The sequence below is a fragment of the Lysobacter sp. Root604 genome (assembly GCF_001427505.1).
Classification (GTDB): domain Bacteria; phylum Pseudomonadota; class Gammaproteobacteria; order Xanthomonadales; family Xanthomonadaceae; genus Lysobacter.
In genome coordinates this window covers 265,453-283,844 of sequence record NZ_LMGS01000001.1, presented here as the reverse complement: position 1 = coordinate 283,844, position 18,392 = coordinate 265,453, and the positions used below count along the sequence as shown (strand labels likewise).

The following is an 18,392-nucleotide window of genomic DNA, read 5'->3' as shown; positions in this document are numbered from 1 at the left end:
CAAGGGCGTCGACCGCTGCCGAAGGCGCAACGCCCGTAATCGCTCAGGCCCTATACCGCCGCGTGTACAAAACTCTGGAGAGACCGACCGTCCGGATCATCGGACGGAACCGGCGCCGAAGGGGCACGAAGCGAGCCGTACAGGAGCGACCCTCCCCCCGCTGCCTGTTGCGCAGCGCGCTTCCAAACTCTCAGGCAAAAGGACAGAGGGGCGAGCGGGGCTTTCGAGCGGCATTGCCGCGAGCCCGCGAGCGCTCGTTGGCCGTGAGGCCGGCGGGCCGCAACGCCCCTTCCTAAGCCTTCGGACGCCCCTGCCATGACCCAAGCCTCTCTGCGCGACCTCGAGCACCACGACGCCTTCCTGGAACGTCACATCGGCCCCAACGACGCCGAGATCGCGCACATGCTGCGCACGGTCGGCCACGACTCGCTGGAAGCGCTGACCGATGCGATCGTGCCGTCCAAGATCAAGTCGCCCGCGCCGCTGGCGCTGTCGGCGCCGATGACCGAAGTCGAGGCGCTGGCCAAGATCCGCGCCGTCGCCGACAAGAACCAGGTCTTCCGCAGCTTCATCGGCCAGGGCTACTACGGCACGCTCACCCCGAACGTGATCCTGCGCAACATCCTCGAGAACCCGGCCTGGTACACGGCCTATACGCCGTATCAGGCGGAAATCTCGCAGGGCCGCATGGAAGCGCTGATCAACTTCCAGACCATGGTCGCCGACCTGACCGGGATGGAGATCGCCAACGCCTCGCTGCTGGACGAAGGCACCGCCGCGGCCGAGGCCATGACCCTGGCCAAGCGCTCGGCCAAGTCCAAGTCCAACCTGTTCTTCGTCTCCAAGGACGTGCACCCGCAGACCCTGGAAGTGCTGCACACCCGCGCCGAGGCCATGGGCATCGACCTGCAGGTCGGCGACGACGGCGAAGCGCTCAACAGCGACAGCTTCGGCGTGCTGCTGCAATACCCCAACACCCGCGGCCAGATCGGCGACCACAAGGCCCTGGCCGACGCCGTGCACGCGCGCGGCGGTCTGGTCGCGGTCGCGACCGATCTGCTCGCCCTGACCCTGATCGCCGCGCCCGGCGAATGGGGCGCCGACATCGTGGTCGGCAACAGCCAGCGCTTCGGCGTGCCGTTCGGCTTCGGCGGCCCGCACGCGGCCTTCATGGCCTGCCGCGACGCCTACAAGCGCTCGATGCCGGGCCGCCTGATCGGTGTGTCCATCGACGCCGAAGGCAAGCCCGCCTACCGCCTGACCCTGCAGACCCGCGAGCAGCACATCCGCCGCGAGAAGGCCACCTCCAACATCTGCACCGCGCAGGTGCTGCTGGCGGTGATGGCCTCGATGTACGCCGTCTACCACGGCCCCGAGGGCCTGACCCGGATCGCGCGCCGCGTGCACCGCCTGGCCGCGATCCTGGCCGGCGCGCTGCGCCAGGCCGGCCTCACCGTCGGTCCGGACTTCTTCGACACCCTCGATATCGTCGGCGTCGACGCCGATGCCCTGCGCGCCAAGGCCGTCGCCGCCGGGATCAACCTCAACTACTGCGGCGATCCGGCCCGCGTCGGCATCAGCCTGGACGAAACCACCACCCGCGCCGAAGTGACGCAGTTGGCCGCGCTGTTCGGCGCGCGTATCGACGACATCGACGCGCTCGACGCCGCCACCGCCGACGCCCTGCCCGCCGGCCTGCGCCGCAGCAGCGCGTTCCTGCAGCACCCGGTGTTCAACACCCACCACAGCGAGCACGAACTGCTGCGCTACATGCGCGCGCTGGCCGACAAGGACCTGGCGATGGATCGCACCATGATCCCGCTGGGCAGCTGCACCATGAAGCTCAACGCCACCGCCGAGATGATCCCGGTGACCTGGCCGGAGTTCGGCAACATCCATCCGCTGGCGCCGGCCGATCAGACCGTGGGCTACCAGCAGCTGATCGACGAACTCGAAGCCATGCTGGTCGAGTGCACCGGCTACGACGCGGTCAGCCTGCAGCCCAACTCCGGCGCGCAGGGCGAATACGCGGGCCTGCTCGCGATCCGCGCCTATCACCGCTCGCGCAACGAAGGCCACCGCGACATCTGCCTGATTCCGGAATCCGCGCACGGCACCAACCCGGCCTCGGCGCAGATGTGCGGCATGCAGGTCGTGGTCACCAAGTGCGACAGCAACGGCAACGTCGACGTCGAGGACATCCGCCGCGCCGCCGAGAAGTACAGCGACCGCCTGGCCGCGCTGATGATCACCTACCCGTCCACGCACGGCGTGTTCGAGGAGGATGTGGTCGAGATCTGCGAGATCGTCCACGCCCACGGCGGCCAGGTCTACACCGACGGCGCCAACATGAACGCCCTGGTCGGCGTGGCCAAGCCCGGCAAGTGGGGCTCGGACGTGTCGCACCTCAACCTGCACAAGACCTTCTGCATTCCGCACGGCGGCGGCGGTCCCGGCGTCGGTCCCTGCGCGGTCAAATCGCACCTGGCGCCGTTCCTGCCAGGCACTTATGCCGACATCCCTGTCGGCGAGAATCAAACAGCAGCCATCCATGGCCGCACTTCTCGCAAGAAAGCAGTGGGCATGGTGTCTGCGGCTAGTTATGGCTCCGCCTCGATCCTGCCGATCTCGTGGATGTACATCACCATGATGGGCGCGTCCGGCCTGCGCCGCGCGACCCAGGTCGCGCTGCTCAACGCCAACTACATCGCCACGCGCCTGGCCCCGCACTACGAGACCCTCTACACCGGCCGCAACGGCCTGGTCGCGCACGAGTGCATCCTCGACCTGCGCCCGCTCAAGGACGCCACCGGCATCGGCGCCGAGGACGTGGCCAAGCGCCTGATCGACTTCGGCTTCCACGCCCCGACCCTGAGCTTCCCGGTCGCCGGCACCCTGATGGTCGAGCCGACCGAAAGCGAATCGCAGCACGAGTTGGACCGCTTCATCGACGCCATGATCCAGATCCGCGACGAAATCCGCGCGGTCGAGCAAGGCACGCTGGACCGCGAGGACAACCCGCTCAAGCACGCCCCGCACACCGCCACCGCGGTCTCGGCCAGCGAGTGGACCCACGCCTACCCGCGCGAGCTGGCCGCGTTCCCGCTGCCCAGCCTGAAGCTGCAGAAGTACTGGCCGCCGGTCGCGCGCGTGGACAACGTCTACGGCGACAAGAACGTCATGTGCGCCTGCATCCCGGTGGACGCTTACAAGGAAGAAGCCGAAGCGTAAGCTGTAAAGCGCGACCGGCCCGCGGGCCGGTCGCGACGCGGCGACCGCGCCGCGCGACCATGGCGAACGGAGTCGCGGCTGAATGTATCGGCTGGGTTTCGCGACAGGGCCCGGCCGCTGAGGCCATACCGGTTCGCCCCTCATGAAAAATGCACAACAAATGCGCACCTTGTGTGCGCTCGCCGCAATGCGATCCGTTCCGCCTACCCGGCTGTCATCGGCACGCGTTATGTTGATCCCGATTCTCCGCCGGAGCCGCCCATGAGCGCGGTCGAAACGCCCGCAGCCGACGACGCCGCGCGCCTGCTGCAAGTCATCGAAACCCAGACCGAGATCGCGCGCCTGGGCCTGGATCTGGGCGGGGTGATGGACCTGGTCGCGCGACGGGCGCAGATCCTGACCGGCGCGGTCGGCGCGGTGGTCGAACTGGCCGAAGGCGAGGACATGGTGTATCGCGCCGCCTCCGGCATCGCCGAGCCCAGCCTGGGCCTGCGCCTGCGGCGCGCGGCCAGCTTGTCCGGCGCCTGCGTCGCGGTCGGCGCGCCCTTGAACTGCGAGGATTCGGAGACCGACCCGCGCGTGGACCGCGAGGCCTGCCGCAGCGTCGGCCTGCGCTCGATGATCGTGGTGCCGCTCAAACATCACCAGACCGTGGTGGGCGTGCTCAAGGTGATGGGCGCCGCGCCGTCCGCGTTCGACAGCGACGACCTGCGCATGCTCGATCTGATGTCGGGCCTGATCGGCGCGGCCATGTACCACGCTGCCCGCTACGAAACCGACGAGCTGTTCCACCAGGCCACCCACGACCAGCTCACCGGCCTGCCCAACCGCGCCCTGTTCTACGACCGCCTGCGTCACTGCCTGGCGCAGGCGCAGCGCGATCGGCGCCGCATCGGCATTCTCAACCTCGACATGGACGGCCTCAAGCCGGTCAACGACCGCATGGGCCATCGCGCCGGCGATGCGGCGTTGGTGGAGTTCGCCGCGCGGGTGCGCCGCAGCGCGCGTAGCGGCGACACCGTGGCCCGCGTCGGCGGCGACGAGTTCGGGGTGATCCTGCCCGGCATCGAGCACCGCGACGGCGCCGTCGCCCAGGCCCAGCGCCTGGCCGAATCGCTGGACCCGCCGTTCGCGTTCGACGACCGCAGCATCGCGCTGCAGGCCAGTATCGGCTGCGCGATCTATCCCGACGACGGCGAGGACCTGGGCGAGCTGCTGCACAAGGCCGACCAATCCATGTACAGCGCCAAGCGCCGCAAGAAGGGCGAGCCGGGCTGAGCGGACTGCGGCAGGGCCCGGGCCGCGCTGCGCACGCCCCACCGCGGTGCTAGGCTGCCGCCAAGGCCCCGGGAAGGCCCCGGCGCCACAGGGGCGCGCCGCTGGCGGCGCGGCCGTAGGACAAGGAGTTCCGCCATGCCCGAGTTCGATATCAACGCCTCGGCCGAGCAGGTCGCCATTTTGTTCAATCAGGGTCGCGGGGTGGACGCCGTCGCCCGTCTCGACGCCCTGCGTCGCGATCAGCCGCCGGTGGTGCAGGAAGCCCTGGACCGCTACGTCGCCACCCGCGCGGCCGGTCCGATCACCGCCCTCTACGGCATGACCCTGCTGCCGATGCCGGGCATGAGCGCGGTCACGCCACCGCGCGAGGATCTGGGGCGTTTGCTGGCGGCCGGCCACACCGCGCCGCGCTTCCCCGAAGATCGCGAGACCGCGCGCCTGTCGCAGGCGCAGCAGTACGACGTCTACGCCAGCGTGATCGGTGTGCGCGGCGATCAGGCCGCGCGCGACGCGTTGGGCACGCAGGACCGCGTGATCCTGGGCATGCGCAACGACACCCGCAGCACCGCCAACCGCGGCGCCGGCGAATACGACGACCGCATCGTGGTGGTGTGGAAGGACGCCAAGGGCGGCCGCCACGCGCGCGAGTTCAACCACTCCAACACCGAACCCAGCGCGCAATACGACCACCATGCCGGCAGCGACGGCACGCGCCTGATCGCCGAAAGCGGCGGCCAGGTGGCGCCGCGCCTGGCGCGCTCGCCCGGCTACGAAAACGTCGACCGCCGCAAGATCGAAGGCGAAGACGTCAACAACGACCGCGTGCGCGACCTCGGCCGGCTGGCCGAAGGCTCCACCGAGATGAAGGCCGACACCCATCCGACCTACGGCGCCAACCCGGGCGAGGAATTCGCCCTACGCCCGACCGCCGCCGCGGTCGCCGCCGGGCAGAACCGGGTGCAGCGCGACACCAATGCCGACGGCTGGTTCAACGCCCGCGACGTCAACGGCCGGCAGGACTTGAACGACACCTTCAAGATCCACCGCGGCGGCAGCGCCAACACCGATTCGGCCGGCTGCCAGACCATCGGCGGCGGCGAGTACGACGCCTTCATCACCGCCGCTGGCGGCAACCCGCGCCAGACCCGCTGGCAGTACGTGCTGACCTCGGTGGCGCCGCCACCGCCGCAACGCGCGCAGCCGCAGGGCGGGCGGCGCGCCGACGCGCACGACGAGGCGCCGTCGCTGCACCCGTCCGACCCGCGCCATGCCGATCATCGCCTGCACGGCCAGATCGACGGCCATCTGCGCGCGCTCGGCGGCGACTACGCGCGCAACGCCGAGGCGATCGGATTGAGCGTGCTCGCCGCGGCCAAGACCCACCACATCACCCAGGCCGACGGCCTGGTGCCCAACCGGGCCAACGGCGAGGTGCCCGCCGACCAGACCCTGTTCCTGCTCCAGGGCCGCCCCGGCGACCCGGGCGCGCAGCGCGTGGCGATCTCGGTCGAGGTCGCGGCCAATACGCCCGTGCAGGCCAGCCTGGCGCGTCTGGACGAACTCAATCGGGCCGCGCCGCAGCCCCCCGGGCCGGAGCAGGCGCACAGCCAGGACGCCTCGCCGCGCCGTATGGGCTGACGCCGGCGGCGCCGGGTCTGGCGCCCTGCATCCGGCCTGGCCGGCGCGACGTACTTGGGTAGGCGATCGACGCGAGCAGGCGGGCCACGCCCGCACTGCCTCGCGACACGCACCAGTGCTAACCTCGCCCCGAAACGCCTCCGAACGGCACGGGGCGTCTTCACGCGAACCCGTCACGACCTGCTACGCCCGCTCAATCGGAAAAGGAATTCCCCATGCCCGAACTCGATATCAACGCCTCGGCCGACGAAGTTGTCGGCATGCTCAACCGCGGTCAGAACCGCGAAGCCGCCGCCCGTCTGGACGCGCTGCGTCTGAACCAGGACGCGGTGGTGCAGGAGGCATTGGACCGTTACGTCGCCGTGCGCGGCCAGGAGCACCTGACCGCGTTGCGTGCGCCGAACGCGCTCTCGGCCGAGGACGCGACCGCACTCAATCCGACCCTGGACCGCCTGCGCGGCGCGACCGCGGCGCCGCGCTTCCCGACCGACGCCGAAACCCAGAACCTGTCGCAGGCGCAGCAGTACGACGTCTACGCCAGCGTGATCGGCGCGCGCGGCACCCAGGCCGCGCGCGACGCCCTGGGCACGCAGGACCGCGTGATCCTGGGCATGCGCAACGAAAACTCCACCCTCGACAATAACGGACGCGGCGAGTTCAACGACCGCCTGGTCGTGGTCTGGAAAGACGCCGACGGCGGCCGCCACGCGCGCGAGTTCAACCACGCCACCACCGAACCCACCGCGCAGTACGACCACCACGCCGGCAGCGACGGCAACCGCATCTACGCCGATACCCAGCGCCAGGCGCCGCGGCTGGCGGCCTCGCCCGGCTACGAGGATGTGCGCACGCGCAAGATCGAGGGCGACGACGTCAACGGCGACCGCGTGCGCGACATCGGCCGTCTGGCCGAGGGCACGGTCGAGATGGTGCGCACCGAGCATGCCAGCAACGGCCACACCCGCAGCGGCCGCGAGTTCTCGCTGCGTCCCTCCGACGAGGCGGTGCGCAACGGCGCCAACATGGTCGAGCGCGACACCAACGCCGACGGCTGGTTCGACTCGCGCGACGTGAACGGCGTCCAGGATCTCAACAACTCGTTCAAGATCCATCGCGGCAGCAACACCAACACCGACTCCGCCGGTTGCCAGACCATCGGCGGCGGCGAGCACACCGCCTTCATCGACACGGTGCGCGCCAATCCGGACCAGACCCGCTGGCAGTACGTGTTGACCTCGGTCGCGCCGGGCCAGCAGCAGGAGCGCGCGCAGGCGCCCGCCGAGCAAGCCCCGAACGGCCAGGGCCGCGCCGCGTCCGATCCGCGCGATCCCGGCCACGCCGACCACCGCCTGTACACCCAGATCGACGGGCACGTGCGCGCGCTGGGCCCGCCCTACGACCGCAACAACGAAGGCGTGAATCTGCATCTGCTGGCCGAGGCCAAGCAGGCCCATCTGTCCGACATCAGCGCCATCGCCACCAACAACGCCACCGCCACGCGCGCCGCCGGCGAGACTTTGTTCATGGTCCAGGGCCGGCCCGGCGATCCGGCGGCCGCGCGCGTGGCGGTGTCGGCGGACGTCGCCACCCATGCCACGCCGGAGGCCAGCCTCAACCGCCTGGACACGATCAATCGCAACCAGCCGGCGGCGCCCGCGCCGGCCCTGGAAGATCCGCAACGCACGCAGCAGCAGGAAGCGCCGCGGCGCGCGCACCAGTAACCGTAGAGGAGTTCGCCTGTGCCCCCCAGTTCCAAAATCCTGCTCGCCGCCGCGCTGTTGAGCGCGTGCGCCACCGTCGGCGCCGCCGCGCCGACGAGCAAGGCCGGCAGCACCGGCCTGGCGGGGTTCTCGCCGGTCAGCGGGCCGGTGATCCAGAACGGCCGCTACACCGCGGCCCCGGAGGCCATCGTCGCGTTCGTGGCCGCGCTGCCGACCCGCGATGTGCTGCTGCCCAAGCAGTTGCGCCACCGCCTGATGACCGCGCAGGTCTATCTGCGCAGCGTCCCGGGCACGGGCGACCGCACCGAGTACCTGCTCGCCGACAAGAACGGCGCCCGCTACAGCCTGTGGGTGCGCAGCTTCGAGGGCCGCCGCCGCGGCAGCGCCGGCTATCTCGTGCAGATGCGCATGCCCTGCGCCAGCGTCGCCACGGTGCAGACCGAGTCGACCGAGGATCTGGCGGCGGCGCGACGCGCCTGCGCGCGGCCCCAGGCCGAGTTCGCCGATAGCGGATTGCGCGCTTATCTCGTCGCCGCGGGCAAGGCGCCGGTCGATGTCACCGCCAGCTTGCGCGCGCCGGAGCTGAGCCTGGGCCGCGAACGCCTGGACCGCTACCGCGCGCTGGGCGCCAATCCGATCGCGCTGGACGACAGCCGCGCCGCCGTCGCGCCGACCTTGCGCTGGGTGGTGGAAGCCGACCCCGAGCGGCCGCTGCCGGCCAAGGACACGCGCGGCTTCCAGGGCGGCATGAAGGCCCACGCCGGCTTCGTGATCTGGAACGGCGATCGTTTCGAGGTGCGCGACAGCCTGCCGCGCAAGTTGTGGCCCTGCCCGCCGCGCGACGAGAGCTGCCCGGACCCGCAGGATCGCTACGTGCTCGGCAAGTAACGAGCCGCCCAGCTCCATCGCAGGCGCGTCGAACGGCGCGCCTGCGGCGCCCGGCACCCGCGGCGCCCCGTTTCGTCGCCCCACGCCCGCTTTCGTCGCGCGCCGCTGGCCCCGGCGCGGGGCGTCGCTATGCTTGCCTGCAACAACGTAGCCGGGCCGCACCGTGATCAAGAGCTTGTTCTTCCTAGTCCGCATCATCGCCGCCTGGACGGTGCTGTTCTTCATCCTGGCGCTGGCGTGGTCGGCGCTGCCCAGCGTCGACGGCAGCTACGGCAACAACGATCCCTGGCCGGTGTTCCTGGTCGGACTGATCGTCGCTGCGTTCGTGATCACCGGCGCGTTCTCGCATCTGCGGCGGGTGCGCCTGATCGCCGGCCACATCGACGGCAGCGCCCTGGCCAATCGCCAGCGCCGCCAGATCGAGGTGCCGTTCGAGGCCGGCGAAGCCTTCGACCTGCTCGACGCCGCGATCCGCGAACTGCCGCGCAGCGAGGAGATCGAAAGCGCACGCGACAGCTTGCAGGTGCGCGCCAAGGTGCGTCGCCCCGACACCTACGGCCGCCGACCCCTCGGCCGCTACAACCCGCTCAACTGGTTCGGCGTGCCGCGCAATCAAATCCTAGCCCTGGTCGCCCCGCGCGACGGCAGCGGCAGCGTCACCCTGGTCTGCGAGCCCGAAAGCGGTGCCTGGAGCGACTGGTTCCGGGTCGACGACGGCACCAATCTGGAGAACGCCGAGGCGATCACCCGCGCCATCGCGCGCCGCGTCGCCGAGCGCCGCCGCAACGAACAGGCCGCAGTCGCCCAGACCGTGACCGAGAAGGAACTCACCGTCGCCAAGCTCAGCCTGTTGCACGCGCAGGTCGAACCGCACTTCCTCTACAACACCCTGGCCAGCGCGCAGTACCTGACCCGCACCGATCCGGCGCGCGCCGACGAGATGCTCGGCCATCTGATTCAGTACCTGCGTCACTCGCTGCCGCGCACCGAAGACGCGCTGTCGACCTTGGGCCAGGAGCTGGAACGCGCGCAGGCCTATCTGGAGATCCTGCGCATCCGCATGGGCCCGCGCCTGGCCGTGCAGATCGAGGTACCCGACGCGCTGCGCCAGACCCCGCTGCCGCCGATGATGCTGCAGACCCTGGTCGAGAACGCGATCAAGCACGGTCTGGAACCGCGCAGCGGCGGCGGCATGGTCTGGATCCTCGCGCGCCGCGACGGCCACGCGGTCGCGGTGACCGTGGCCGACGACGGCGAAGGCTTCGGCGCCCAGCCCGGCGGCACCGGCATCGGCCTGAAGAACGTGCGCGAACGCCTGCGCCTGGTCTACGGCGCCGACGCGTCGCTGGCCGTGGTCGCCAACTTCCCCAACGGCGTGGCCGCGACCATCACGGTCCCCGCCGCTTTCGATCGAGACGCACGTCATGGCTAAGGCCGTCATCGCCGAAGACGAAGCGCTGCTGCGCCAGGCCCTGCTGGATCTGCTGGCCCAGGCCTGGCCGGAGCTGGACATCGCCGCCGCCTGCGAGGACGGCGCCGAAGCGCTGGAGGCCATCGCCGAGCACAAGCCCGACGTCGCCTTCCTCGACATCCGCATGCCCGGGCTCAGCGGCCTGGAAGTGGCGGCCGCCGCGGCCGAGGCCAGCCCGCAGACCCGGATCGTGTTCGTGACCGCCTACGACCAGTACGCGGTGGATGCTTTCGAACGCGGCGCGATCGATTACCTGCTCAAGCCGATCGCGCCGGAGCGCCTGGCCGCGACGGTGCAGCGCCTGCAGGCGCGCGTGGCCGGCAGCGGCGGCGACAGCGCCGCGCTCGCCGATCTGCTGCGCCAGCTGGGCGCCCAGATGCCGCGCCCCGAGGCGCCGCCGCTGACCTGGATCACCGCCAGCGCCGGCCGCGAAACCCGCCTGATCCTGGTCGACGACGTGGTCTACTTCCGCGCCGACCACAAGTACACCACCGTGGTCACCGCCGATGGCGAAGCGCTGCTGCGCACGCCGATCCGCGAACTGCTGGGCGTGCTGGACCCGAACGTGTTCAAGCAGATCCACCGCTCGACCATCGTCAACCTGAAGGCGATCGCCGCGATCGTGCGCGACGACAGCGGCCGCGGCACGGTACGGCTCAAGCAACGCCCGGAAACGCTGAGCGTGAGCCAGCCGTTCATGGCGCTGTTCCGTCACATGTAGTTCCAGGCCCCGCCGTTCCCAAACGCAGCAACGCCCATGCGACCCGGTCGCGTGTCGGCGGCGCTCGTCCACTCTTCGAGGTGTCGCATGCGAAATCTGATCGCTCTGGCTTATTTCCTGTTCGCCCTGCTCGGCTGCGACACCGGCGGCAGCACCCTGATCGCGCGCGCCACCAGCAACGGCCACGACACCCTGCATGCGCGCACCCGCGTGCACGCCGGGATCGGACGTTTCGAATGCATCGCCAGCGACAGCGGCCGCTGCCACTACGCGCTGTTCGCGCGCGAGTGCGCGCCGCGGCAACCGGACTGCCGTGAGCTGGCGTTCGAGCGCTTCAGCATGAAGGTCGGCGACAGCCGCGAGATCGTCGGCCTGCCGATGGCGCTGGACCTGTGCGTCGGTCAGCACGAGCATCCGGCCACGAGCGGCCCCGATTGCAAATCCTCGCAGCCCGACACCGCGCTGGCCGCCAGCATCGAGGCGGCGCGATGAGCGCGCGATCGCGGCCCGGGCCAGGCCTGCGGGCCGCCCTCGCCTGCGCGATCGCGGTGCCCTTCGTCTACTACGCCACCCAACTGATCGCCGCGCCGTTCTTTCCCGATTACAGCTTCCTGCGCCAGGCCGCGAGCACGCTGGGTTCCGACAGCGCGCCGCTGCCGTGGATCTTCAACAGCGGCGCGGTGCTGACCGGCATCGCCACCCTGATCGGCGCGGCCGGTATCGCCGCGGCGCTGCGCCGGCTCGGTCGCCCGCCGCTGGCGATCGCGCTGGTGACCCTGGCTCTGCTCATCAATGCCGTGGTCTCGATCAAGGCCGCGTATTTCCCGCTGCCGCACCCGCGTCATGGCTCGGGGCCGCTGATGATCGGCATCCTGCTGTTTCCCTCCTTCATGATCCTGGCGCTGTGGTCGCTGGAGCGCAGCGGCGCGATCAAGCGCTATCTGCTGGCGACCAATCTGTGGATCCTCGCCCTGATCCCGTTCATGGCGCACTGGACCGGACTGGACACCCGCGCCTGTACCGGTCTGCTGCAGCGCCTGGCGACCCTGGCGATCTACCCGCCGATCGGCATCGCGGCCTGGTACCTGGCGCGGCGCCTGCGCGCGCCCGACCCGCGCGCCTGAGGCGATACGGCGCCCGCGCGCCGCGCCCCGCTCACGCGAATTCGCAAAATCGGCACTTGACGCCTGACCTGCGCGGATGTATATAACCTTCAAGTTACATAACTTCTAGGTTATATAAATGCAGACCCAGCGTCTCGACGCCACCTTCGCCGCCCTGGCCGACCCCACGCGACGGGCGATCCTGGCCCGCCTCGCCAGCGGCGAAGCCACGGTGACCGAACTGGCCGAGCCGTTCGCGATGAGCCAGCCGGCGATCTCCAAGCACCTCAAGGTGCTCGAACACGCCGGCCTCATCACCCGCGGCCGCGATGCGCAGCGCCGCCCCTGCCGGATCGAAGCGCAGCCCTTGGCCGAGGCCAACGTCTGGCTCGAGCACTACCGCCGGATCTGGGAACAGAACTATCAGCGCCTCGATGCGCTGCTCGTCCAATTGCAGGCCGAGCAGGCGCCCAAACCCACCAAGAAACGCTCACGCTAAGGAGTTACGCCCATGCACGCCCACAACGCCCTCTCCGTCACCGCCCCCGGCGAACGCGACATCGTGATCACGCGCGCGTTCGATGCGCCGCGCGAACTGGTGTTCGACGCCCTGACCAAACCCGAACTGCTCAAGCGCTGGTTCCACGGCCCGGACGGCTGGACCCTGACCGTCTGCGAGGTCGACCTGCGCGTGGGCGGCGCCTACCGCTACGTCTGGAGCGGGCCGGAAGGCGTGGAGATGGGCATGGGCGGCGTGCACCGCGAGATCGAGCGTCCGCAACGCATCGTGCGCAGCGAACGCTTCGACATGGACTGGACCGGCGGCGAAACCGTGGGCACCGCGGTGCTGAGCGAACGCGACGGCAAGACCACCCTGGTCACCACCGTGGTCTATGCCTCGCGCGAAGCGCGCGACGGCGCGCTCGCCAGCAACATGGAACAGGGCATCGCCGCCGGCTACGACCAGCTCGACGCCTTCCTGGCCGGCGCCGCCGCGACCGCACCGTGATCCCACGCGCGGGCGCGCAGCGCCCGCGTCCTCCCGCCGCAATCCAGCGCGCACAGCGCGAAGGTCCTGCCATGAACGCTCAAACCATCCATCCCGCCGTTCCCCAGCGACGCACCGGCCGCAGCATCGTCGCGGTGCTGCTGGGCCTGCTCTCGGTGATGCTGCTGTCCACCGTCACCGACGTGATCCTGCACGCCAGCGGCGTGTTTCCGGCCTGGTTCCAGCCGATGAGCGCCGGCCTGTGGCTGCTCGCACTGGGCTATCGCGCGGTCTACACCGTGCTCGGCGGCTACTTGTGCGCGCGCCTCGCACCGTACCGGCCGATGGCGCACGTCTGGGCGCTGGGCCTGATCGGTACCGTGTTCGGCATCGTCGGCGTGGTCGCGACCTGGGGCCGCGGCCCCGAGTTCGGGCCGGCCTGGTACGCGATCCTGGTCGCGCTGACCGGCCTGCCCAGCTGTTTGATCGGCGGCTGGCTGTACGCGCGCCGCCGCTGATCGCGGGTCGCCCTGCGTCCCCGCCCTTTCGCGCCGACGCACGCAGCAGGAGAGCCGCGCATGCTCGGGAAGGTCGCGTGCACTAGGCATCCGATCCGCGACGTGCCGCGCGCACGCAAGTTCCAAGAGGAAACCTTCGGGCGCGCGGCTGCGCGCACACGCGCCCGGCCGCTTCAATGCGACAGCGCCTGCGCGCCCGCGCGGCGGGCGATCTCGGCGACGAATTCGTCGAGATCGGCGCTGCCGGCGTTGCTCAGTAGCACCACGCTGATGCGCGGCTCGATCACGCGCAACAGCTGGCTGCGCGCGCCCATGATCTGGCCCGGGCGCTTGGCCACCCATAGTTTGCGGCCGCCGATCTTCATCTCATAGCTCCACAGGCCATAGCCGTAGTCGTCCAGGCCCGGACGCAGCATGCGCTGCAGCGAATCGGCGCTGAGCAGGCGGCCGCCGTACAGCGCGTCGGCGAACGTCGCCAGGTCCTGCGCGCTGGAGTACATGGCACCGGCCGCGTACCAGTTCTCCGGATAGGCGGGCAGATCCGGCGTCATCGCGCCCGCCCCGTCGCGTCCGAAGTAGGTATCGGCCAGGCGCTCGACGATGCGGTCCTGGCGCAGCAGCCCGGTGTCGGCCAGGCCCAGCGGCTGCAGGATGCGTTCGCGCAGCGCCTGCTCGTAGCTTTGCCCGGTTACGCGCTCGACGATTTTGCCGAGCACGATGTAGTCGCAGTTGTTGTAGTCGAAGACGGTGCCGGGCGCGGCCACCAACTTGCCCGCGCAGTACCGCGACAACAGCGCATCGCTGCTGTGCGGAAGTTGGTACACGGGCAGTCCGTCGCGGATCGCGGTCTGGGCGTCCTTGACCGCGTCCAGATTGGTCAGGCCCGACGTGTGGTTGAGCAGTTGCCGCAGGCGAACGCCATGCGCGCCCTCGCCCGCGTAATCGGGCAGATAGGCGGCGATGCTGCGCTCCAGATCGAGCCGGCCCTGATCGCGCAGCTGCAGGATCAGCACCGCGGTGAAGGTCTTGGTGATCGAGGCGATCTTGTAGCGCGTGCGCGGGGTGTTGGGCACGCGGAACGGCAGATTGGCCAGGCCGAAACTGGCCAGGTACTCGGCCTTGCCGTCGCGCGCGACCAGCACGGTGCCGCTGAAGTCGTGGGTGCGGGCGTAGTCGGCGACGAAGGCGTCGAGGGTGGGGGCGACGGCCTGCGCTTGCCCGGCGCTCGCCGCGGGCCATAGCAGGACCAAGCTCAGAATCCAGGATTTCATGCGCGGCTCCGGTGCGAACGGGCGCCGGGCCGCCGATGCGGCCCGCTCCCAGGCTTGGCGCGAGCGCCAAGGTCGGAACCGGAGATACCGCCGCGGCGCGCGCGGTTGCAGTGCGCCGCGGGTCGCTTAGCCGACGAAGCCCGCGCGGCCGCGCAGGCGCGCCTGCAGCGGCTCGATGTAGGTGCGGCTGGCGCGCACCGGGGTGCCGTCGCGCAAGCGCAGCATCGCGTCGCGGTTGGACAGCGGCTGCAGTTCGGCCACGCAGTCCACCCGCACGATGGTGGATCGGTGCACCCGCACGAACTGGGCCGGATCGAGCCGGCGCGACAAGCGCCCCATCGATTCGCGCAGCAGATAGCCGCGATCGCCCACGTGCAGGGTCGCGTAGTCGCCGTCGGCCTGGATCCATTCGACCTCGGAGGCTTCGACGAAGGCCACACGCCGGCCCACGCGCACCACGAAACGGGTCAGCCAGTTGCTCTCGTCGTCGTCGTGGTGCGCGCTGGGCGCGGCCAGCGTGCCCGGCGGCTGGGTGCCGGCGCGCCGATAGGGATGGGCCTGGCGCGCGCGTTCCAACGCTTCGGCGAAACGCTCGTCGTCGATCGGCTTGAGCAGGTAGTCGATCGCGTGCAGCTCGAACGCGCGCACGGCGAAGTTCTCGTAGGCGGTCAACAACACCGCCAACGGCCGCTGCTCCGGCGACAGCGCCGCCAGGGCTTCCAGGCCGGTCATGCCCGGCATCTGCACGTCGATGAACACCAGGTCCGGCGCCAGCGCCACGATGCCGGCCAGGGCCGAGGTGCCGTCGGCGAACTCGCCCACCACCTGCATGTCCGGCTGCGTCGCCAAGCGGGCGATCACACCGCTGCGGGCCAGGGGTTCGTCGTCGATTACCGCTACTCGCATCATGCTTCAGTCTCCTTGACCACCAGCGCCGCCGGTGCCTCGTTGAACGGCAGCGACATGCGCACCTCGTAACCGCCGTCGGCGCGCGCACCGGCGGCGAAGCTATGGGCATCCGGGTACAGCGCCTGCAGGCGTTCGGCGATGTTGCGCAGACCGATCGCGCCGGCGCGGCGCGATTCCTCTCCCGAGGCCGCGGGCGCGGGCGCGCCGTCGTTGCCCACGTGCAGGTGCAGGCGGTCGCCCTCGCGTTCGATCCGGATGTCCAGGCGGCCCGGCTCGCTGCGCTGGGCGATGCCGTGACGGATCGCGTTCTCGACCAGCGGCTGCAGCAGCAGCACCGGCACCCGCGCGCGCAGGGTGTCCGGGCCGATGTTCCATTTCAGACGCAGGCGCTGGCCCAGGCGCGCGCGCTCGATTTCCAGATAGGTATCGGTCAGCGCCAACTCGTCGGCCAGCGCGACCTCGTGGCCCTCGGCGCCGTCCAGGGTCACCCGCAGGAAGCCGGCCAGGCGCGTGATCATCTGTTGCGCTTCGCGATTGCGGTCCTCGGCGACCAGGGCCGAAATCGCGTTGAGGGTGTTGAACAGGAAGTGCGGGTTGATCTGGTAGCGCAGCGCGCGCAGTTCGGCGTCCTGCGCCAGCACCAGGGCCTGGCGGTTGCGCTCGCGCGCGTCCTGCAGATCGGCGTAATAGGTGATCACCGACTGGATCGCGCAGTACGCGATCAGCACCAGCCAGCAGCCGCCGACGCCGCCGAAGATCAAGGTCCAGTTGGTCGGATCGCGGAATTCCGAGCCCTGGGTATTGGCGATCCAGTGCGCGGCCAGGTTGCTCAGCACCGACATCACGTAGGTGATCGCCAGCAACGCGATCACCATCGTCCACTTGGAGATCCCGCGCCGCCAGAACAGGTGCTGGATCGCGGTCAGCGGCGACATCCAGATCAGATTGGCGAGCAGGAAGGTGGCCCAGTAGGCGGTCTCGTGCGGGTCGTCCAGCGACGGCAGCGCGATCAGCAGGGTGCACACGCCCAACAGCAGGCGCGCCAACAGAGACAGCCACAGCCGTCCCGAACCGGGCGACTCCTGCGCCGGCGTATCGGCCGAGGCCGGCTCGGCGCTTGAATCCGGTATCGCGGCGGGGGTGGTCATGTCGGGTTCGGCAGGTCGTTACGTAGCGGCAAGCCGATTCTCCAGCGTATGTCGCCCGCGACCAAGCCCGATGTGCCGTTCGTGTGCCGGCGCGCAGGCCGGCGGAGCGGCAGTAAAGAGTCGCCGTCCTTGGCAACGCAATAGGCGCTCGAAACGGCGCCGACGCGCCGTGGACGCGTGACGGAACGGCGATGCCGGTTCGAGCGAGGCTCTATTGGGCCTCAGCGCGCGGCACGCGGCCAGCGTGCGCACGCGCTCTTGCGACGAAGCGGTAGGCGCGTGCGGCGGGACGAAACGCGGGTGCGCCGGCCGCCGGTGCCGTCCCGTCTCGGCCCTGGGCGCGACTGCGGCGGGCCGCGTTCAGCCGGCTACGGTGGCCGCCCCGGCTTCCCGGAACGGCAGCGACAGCCGCACTTCGTAGCCGCCGTCGGCGCGTCCGCCGGCGGCGAAGGAATGCGCCTGCGGGTACAGCGCGCGCAGGCGTTCGATGATGTTGCGCAGCCCCAGCGGGGCGACGCCACGGCCGGACTGGAACGGCCGGGTCTCGCCGGCGCCGTCGTTGCCCACGTGCAGGTGCAGGCGGTCGCCGTCGCGCTCGATCCGGATCTCGAGCTGGCCCGGCGCGGTGCGCGGGGCGATGCCGTGACGGATCGCGTTCTCCACCAGCGGCTGCAGCAGCAGCGCCGGCACGCGCGCGCGCAGGGTGTCCGGGCCGACGCTCCAACGCAGGCGCAGGCGCGCACCCAGGCGCGCGCGCTCGATCTCCAGATAGGTCTCGGTGAGCGCCAGCTCCTCGGCCAACGCGACCTCGTGGCGGTCGCCGCTTTCCAGGGTGGCGCGCAGGAACTCGGCCAGGCGCGCGATCATCTGACGCGCGTCGCCGCTGCGGTCCTCGGCCACCAGGCTGGAGATCGCGTTGAGGGTGTTGAACAGGAAATGCGGGTGCAGCTGATAGCGCAGCGCGCGCAACTCGGCCTCGCGGGTCAAGGCCAGCGCCTGGCGGTTGCGCGCCTTGGTCTCCTGCAACTCGCTGTAGTAGGCCGTGCCCGCATGCACCATGCAGTAGGCGATCATCACCAGCCAGCAGATGTCGCAGCCGGTGAGCAGCACGCGCCAGTCCAGCGGATAGTCCGGCGGCCAGCCGCGCGCGCGCGAGATCGCAGCGCAGGCCAGGTTGTTGCCCACCGACATCAGGTACGTGACCACCAGCAGCACCAGCGCCATCGCCCACTTGGCCGAGCCGCTGCGGCGCATCGTGTCCTGAATCGTGGTCAGCGGCCACATCCAGAACAGATTGCAGAGCAGGAAAGCGCCCCAGAAATACATCGCCTGCTCGCTTCCGAATACCGGCAAGGCCATCAGCACGGTGCATGCCATCAAGGGCAGGCCGACCAGCACCGGCAGCCAGTACGGCGACATCGGCGTGGCCTGCAAAGCACTGCCGATCGAGCTCGGCGGCGCCATCGGATCGCGCAGTTCGCCGCCTAGGGACGCCGTACGATCCACG

At 70.3% G+C, this 18,392-nt stretch carries 16 protein-coding genes and 1 riboswitch; of the genes, 12 read left to right on the top strand and 4 right to left on the bottom strand.

Features of this window, described 5'->3' with window-relative positions; genetic code table 11:
• Positions 1-64 precede the first annotated feature (64 nt).
• Positions 65-216: riboswitch (glycine riboswitch) on the top strand.
• A gap of 99 nt (positions 217-315) precedes the next feature.
• From gcvP to ASD69_RS01360, 12 genes are all read left to right on the top strand, one after another.
• A complete protein-coding gene (gcvP, locus tag ASD69_RS01415) occupies positions 316-3,231 on the top strand; it encodes an aminomethyl-transferring glycine dehydrogenase (protein ID WP_056173012.1) in 2,916 nt (971 codons plus the stop codon).
• A gap of 261 nt (positions 3,232-3,492) precedes the next feature.
• The gene (locus ASD69_RS01410) at positions 3,493-4,509 is read left to right on the top strand and encodes a sensor domain-containing diguanylate cyclase (protein WP_056173009.1); all 1,017 of its coding nucleotides are present in this window, start codon (positions 3,493-3,495) and stop codon (positions 4,507-4,509) included.
• A 135-nt stretch (positions 4,510-4,644) separates the two neighbouring features.
• Complete coding sequence (locus ASD69_RS22320) at positions 4,645-6,147, top strand: XVIPCD domain-containing protein (protein WP_056173006.1); 1,503 nt, start codon at positions 4,645-4,647, stop codon at positions 6,145-6,147.
• Between the two features lie 215 nt (positions 6,148-6,362).
• Positions 6,363-7,868 carry an XVIPCD domain-containing protein gene (locus ASD69_RS01400; RefSeq protein ID WP_056173002.1) on the top strand — a complete coding sequence of 502 codons (1,506 nt, stop codon included), beginning with the start codon at positions 6,363-6,365 and terminating at the stop codon, positions 7,866-7,868.
• A gap of 18 nt (positions 7,869-7,886) precedes the next feature.
• Positions 7,887-8,756, top strand: coding sequence for a hypothetical protein (locus tag ASD69_RS01395; RefSeq protein ID WP_056173000.1), 870 nt, complete (start codon positions 7,887-7,889; stop codon positions 8,754-8,756).
• Between the two features lie 163 nt (positions 8,757-8,919).
• Positions 8,920-10,188, top strand: coding sequence for a histidine kinase (locus ASD69_RS01390; protein ID WP_056172997.1), 1,269 nt, complete (start codon positions 8,920-8,922; stop codon positions 10,186-10,188).
• Positions 10,181-10,948 (top strand): LytTR family DNA-binding domain-containing protein, encoded by a 768-nt coding sequence (locus ASD69_RS01385; RefSeq protein ID WP_056172995.1) that lies wholly within the window; start codon positions 10,181-10,183, stop codon positions 10,946-10,948. The genes ASD69_RS01390 and ASD69_RS01385 overlap by 8 nt, the downstream gene beginning before the upstream one ends.
• 87 nt (positions 10,949-11,035) lie before the next feature.
• On the top strand, positions 11,036-11,440 hold the full coding sequence (locus ASD69_RS01380; RefSeq protein WP_056172991.1) for a hypothetical protein: 405 nt from the start codon (positions 11,036-11,038) through the stop codon (positions 11,438-11,440).
• On the top strand, positions 11,437-12,072 hold the full coding sequence (locus ASD69_RS01375; RefSeq protein ID WP_056172986.1) for a DUF998 domain-containing protein: 636 nt from the start codon (positions 11,437-11,439) through the stop codon (positions 12,070-12,072). The genes ASD69_RS01380 and ASD69_RS01375 overlap by 4 nt, the downstream gene beginning before the upstream one ends.
• 118 nt (positions 12,073-12,190) lie before the next feature.
• Positions 12,191-12,550 carry a metalloregulator ArsR/SmtB family transcription factor gene (locus tag ASD69_RS01370; protein ID WP_056172984.1) on the top strand — a complete coding sequence of 120 codons (360 nt, stop codon included), beginning with the start codon at positions 12,191-12,193 and terminating at the stop codon, positions 12,548-12,550.
• 12 nt (positions 12,551-12,562) lie between these two features.
• Entirely contained in the window at positions 12,563-13,060 is a 498-nt protein-coding gene (locus tag ASD69_RS01365; RefSeq protein ID WP_056172981.1) for an SRPBCC family protein, read from the top strand.
• A 71-nt stretch (positions 13,061-13,131) separates the two neighbouring features.
• Positions 13,132-13,557, top strand: coding sequence for a hypothetical protein (locus ASD69_RS01360; protein WP_056172978.1), 426 nt, complete (start codon positions 13,132-13,134; stop codon positions 13,555-13,557).
• A 173-nt stretch (positions 13,558-13,730) separates the two neighbouring features.
• On the opposite strand, the gene ASD69_RS01355 is transcribed toward ASD69_RS01360, so the two are convergent.
• The 4 genes from ASD69_RS01355 to ASD69_RS01340 form a co-directional block, all read right to left on the bottom strand.
• A complete protein-coding gene (locus tag ASD69_RS01355; protein WP_056172976.1) occupies positions 13,731-14,828 on the bottom strand; it encodes a serine hydrolase domain-containing protein in 1,098 nt (365 codons plus the stop codon).
• A gap of 126 nt (positions 14,829-14,954) precedes the next feature.
• Positions 14,955-15,737, bottom strand: coding sequence for a LytTR family DNA-binding domain-containing protein (locus ASD69_RS01350; protein WP_056172972.1), 783 nt, complete (start codon positions 15,735-15,737; stop codon positions 14,955-14,957).
• Positions 15,734-16,885: a histidine kinase gene (locus ASD69_RS01345; RefSeq protein ID WP_056172970.1), complete on the bottom strand. Its 1,152-nt coding sequence runs from the start codon at positions 16,883-16,885 to the stop codon at positions 15,734-15,736. Before ASD69_RS01345 ends, ASD69_RS01350 begins: the two co-directional genes overlap by 4 nt.
• A 360-nt stretch (positions 16,886-17,245) precedes the next feature.
• Complete coding sequence (locus tag ASD69_RS01340) at positions 17,246-18,391, bottom strand: histidine kinase (RefSeq protein ID WP_157498890.1); 1,146 nt, start codon at positions 18,389-18,391, stop codon at positions 17,246-17,248.
• Position 18,392: the final 1 nt, after the last annotated feature.

What these genes read in the sequence shown, in the direction of transcription:
- gcvP (WP_056173012.1), top strand. Translation starts at nt 316, where the DNA reads ATGACCCAAGCCTCTCTGCGCGACCTCGAGCACCACGACGCCTTCCTG.
- ASD69_RS01410 (WP_056173009.1), top strand. Translation starts at nt 3,493, where the DNA reads ATGAGCGCGGTCGAAACGCCCGCAGCCGACGACGCCGCGCGCCTGCTG.
- ASD69_RS22320 (WP_056173006.1), top strand. Translation starts at nt 4,645, where the DNA reads ATGCCCGAGTTCGATATCAACGCCTCGGCCGAGCAGGTCGCCATTTTG.
- ASD69_RS01400 (WP_056173002.1), top strand. Translation starts at nt 6,363, where the DNA reads ATGCCCGAACTCGATATCAACGCCTCGGCCGACGAAGTTGTCGGCATG.
- ASD69_RS01385 (WP_056172995.1), top strand. Translation starts at nt 10,181, where the DNA reads ATGGCTAAGGCCGTCATCGCCGAAGACGAAGCGCTGCTGCGCCAGGCC.
- ASD69_RS01380 (WP_056172991.1), top strand. Translation starts at nt 11,036, where the DNA reads ATGCGAAATCTGATCGCTCTGGCTTATTTCCTGTTCGCCCTGCTCGGC.
- ASD69_RS01375 (WP_056172986.1), top strand. Translation starts at nt 11,437, where the DNA reads ATGAGCGCGCGATCGCGGCCCGGGCCAGGCCTGCGGGCCGCCCTCGCC.
- ASD69_RS01370 (WP_056172984.1), top strand. Translation starts at nt 12,191, where the DNA reads ATGCAGACCCAGCGTCTCGACGCCACCTTCGCCGCCCTGGCCGACCCC.
- ASD69_RS01365 (WP_056172981.1), top strand. Translation starts at nt 12,563, where the DNA reads ATGCACGCCCACAACGCCCTCTCCGTCACCGCCCCCGGCGAACGCGAC.
- ASD69_RS01360 (WP_056172978.1), top strand. Translation starts at nt 13,132, where the DNA reads ATGAACGCTCAAACCATCCATCCCGCCGTTCCCCAGCGACGCACCGGC.
- ASD69_RS01355 (WP_056172976.1), bottom strand. Translation starts at nt 14,828, where the DNA reads ATGAAATCCTGGATTCTGAGCTTGGTCCTGCTATGGCCCGCGGCGAGC.
- ASD69_RS01350 (WP_056172972.1), bottom strand. Translation starts at nt 15,737, where the DNA reads ATGATGCGAGTAGCGGTAATCGACGACGAACCCCTGGCCCGCAGCGGT.
- ASD69_RS01345 (WP_056172970.1), bottom strand. Translation starts at nt 16,885, where the DNA reads ATGACCACCCCCGCCGCGATACCGGATTCAAGCGCCGAGCCGGCCTCG.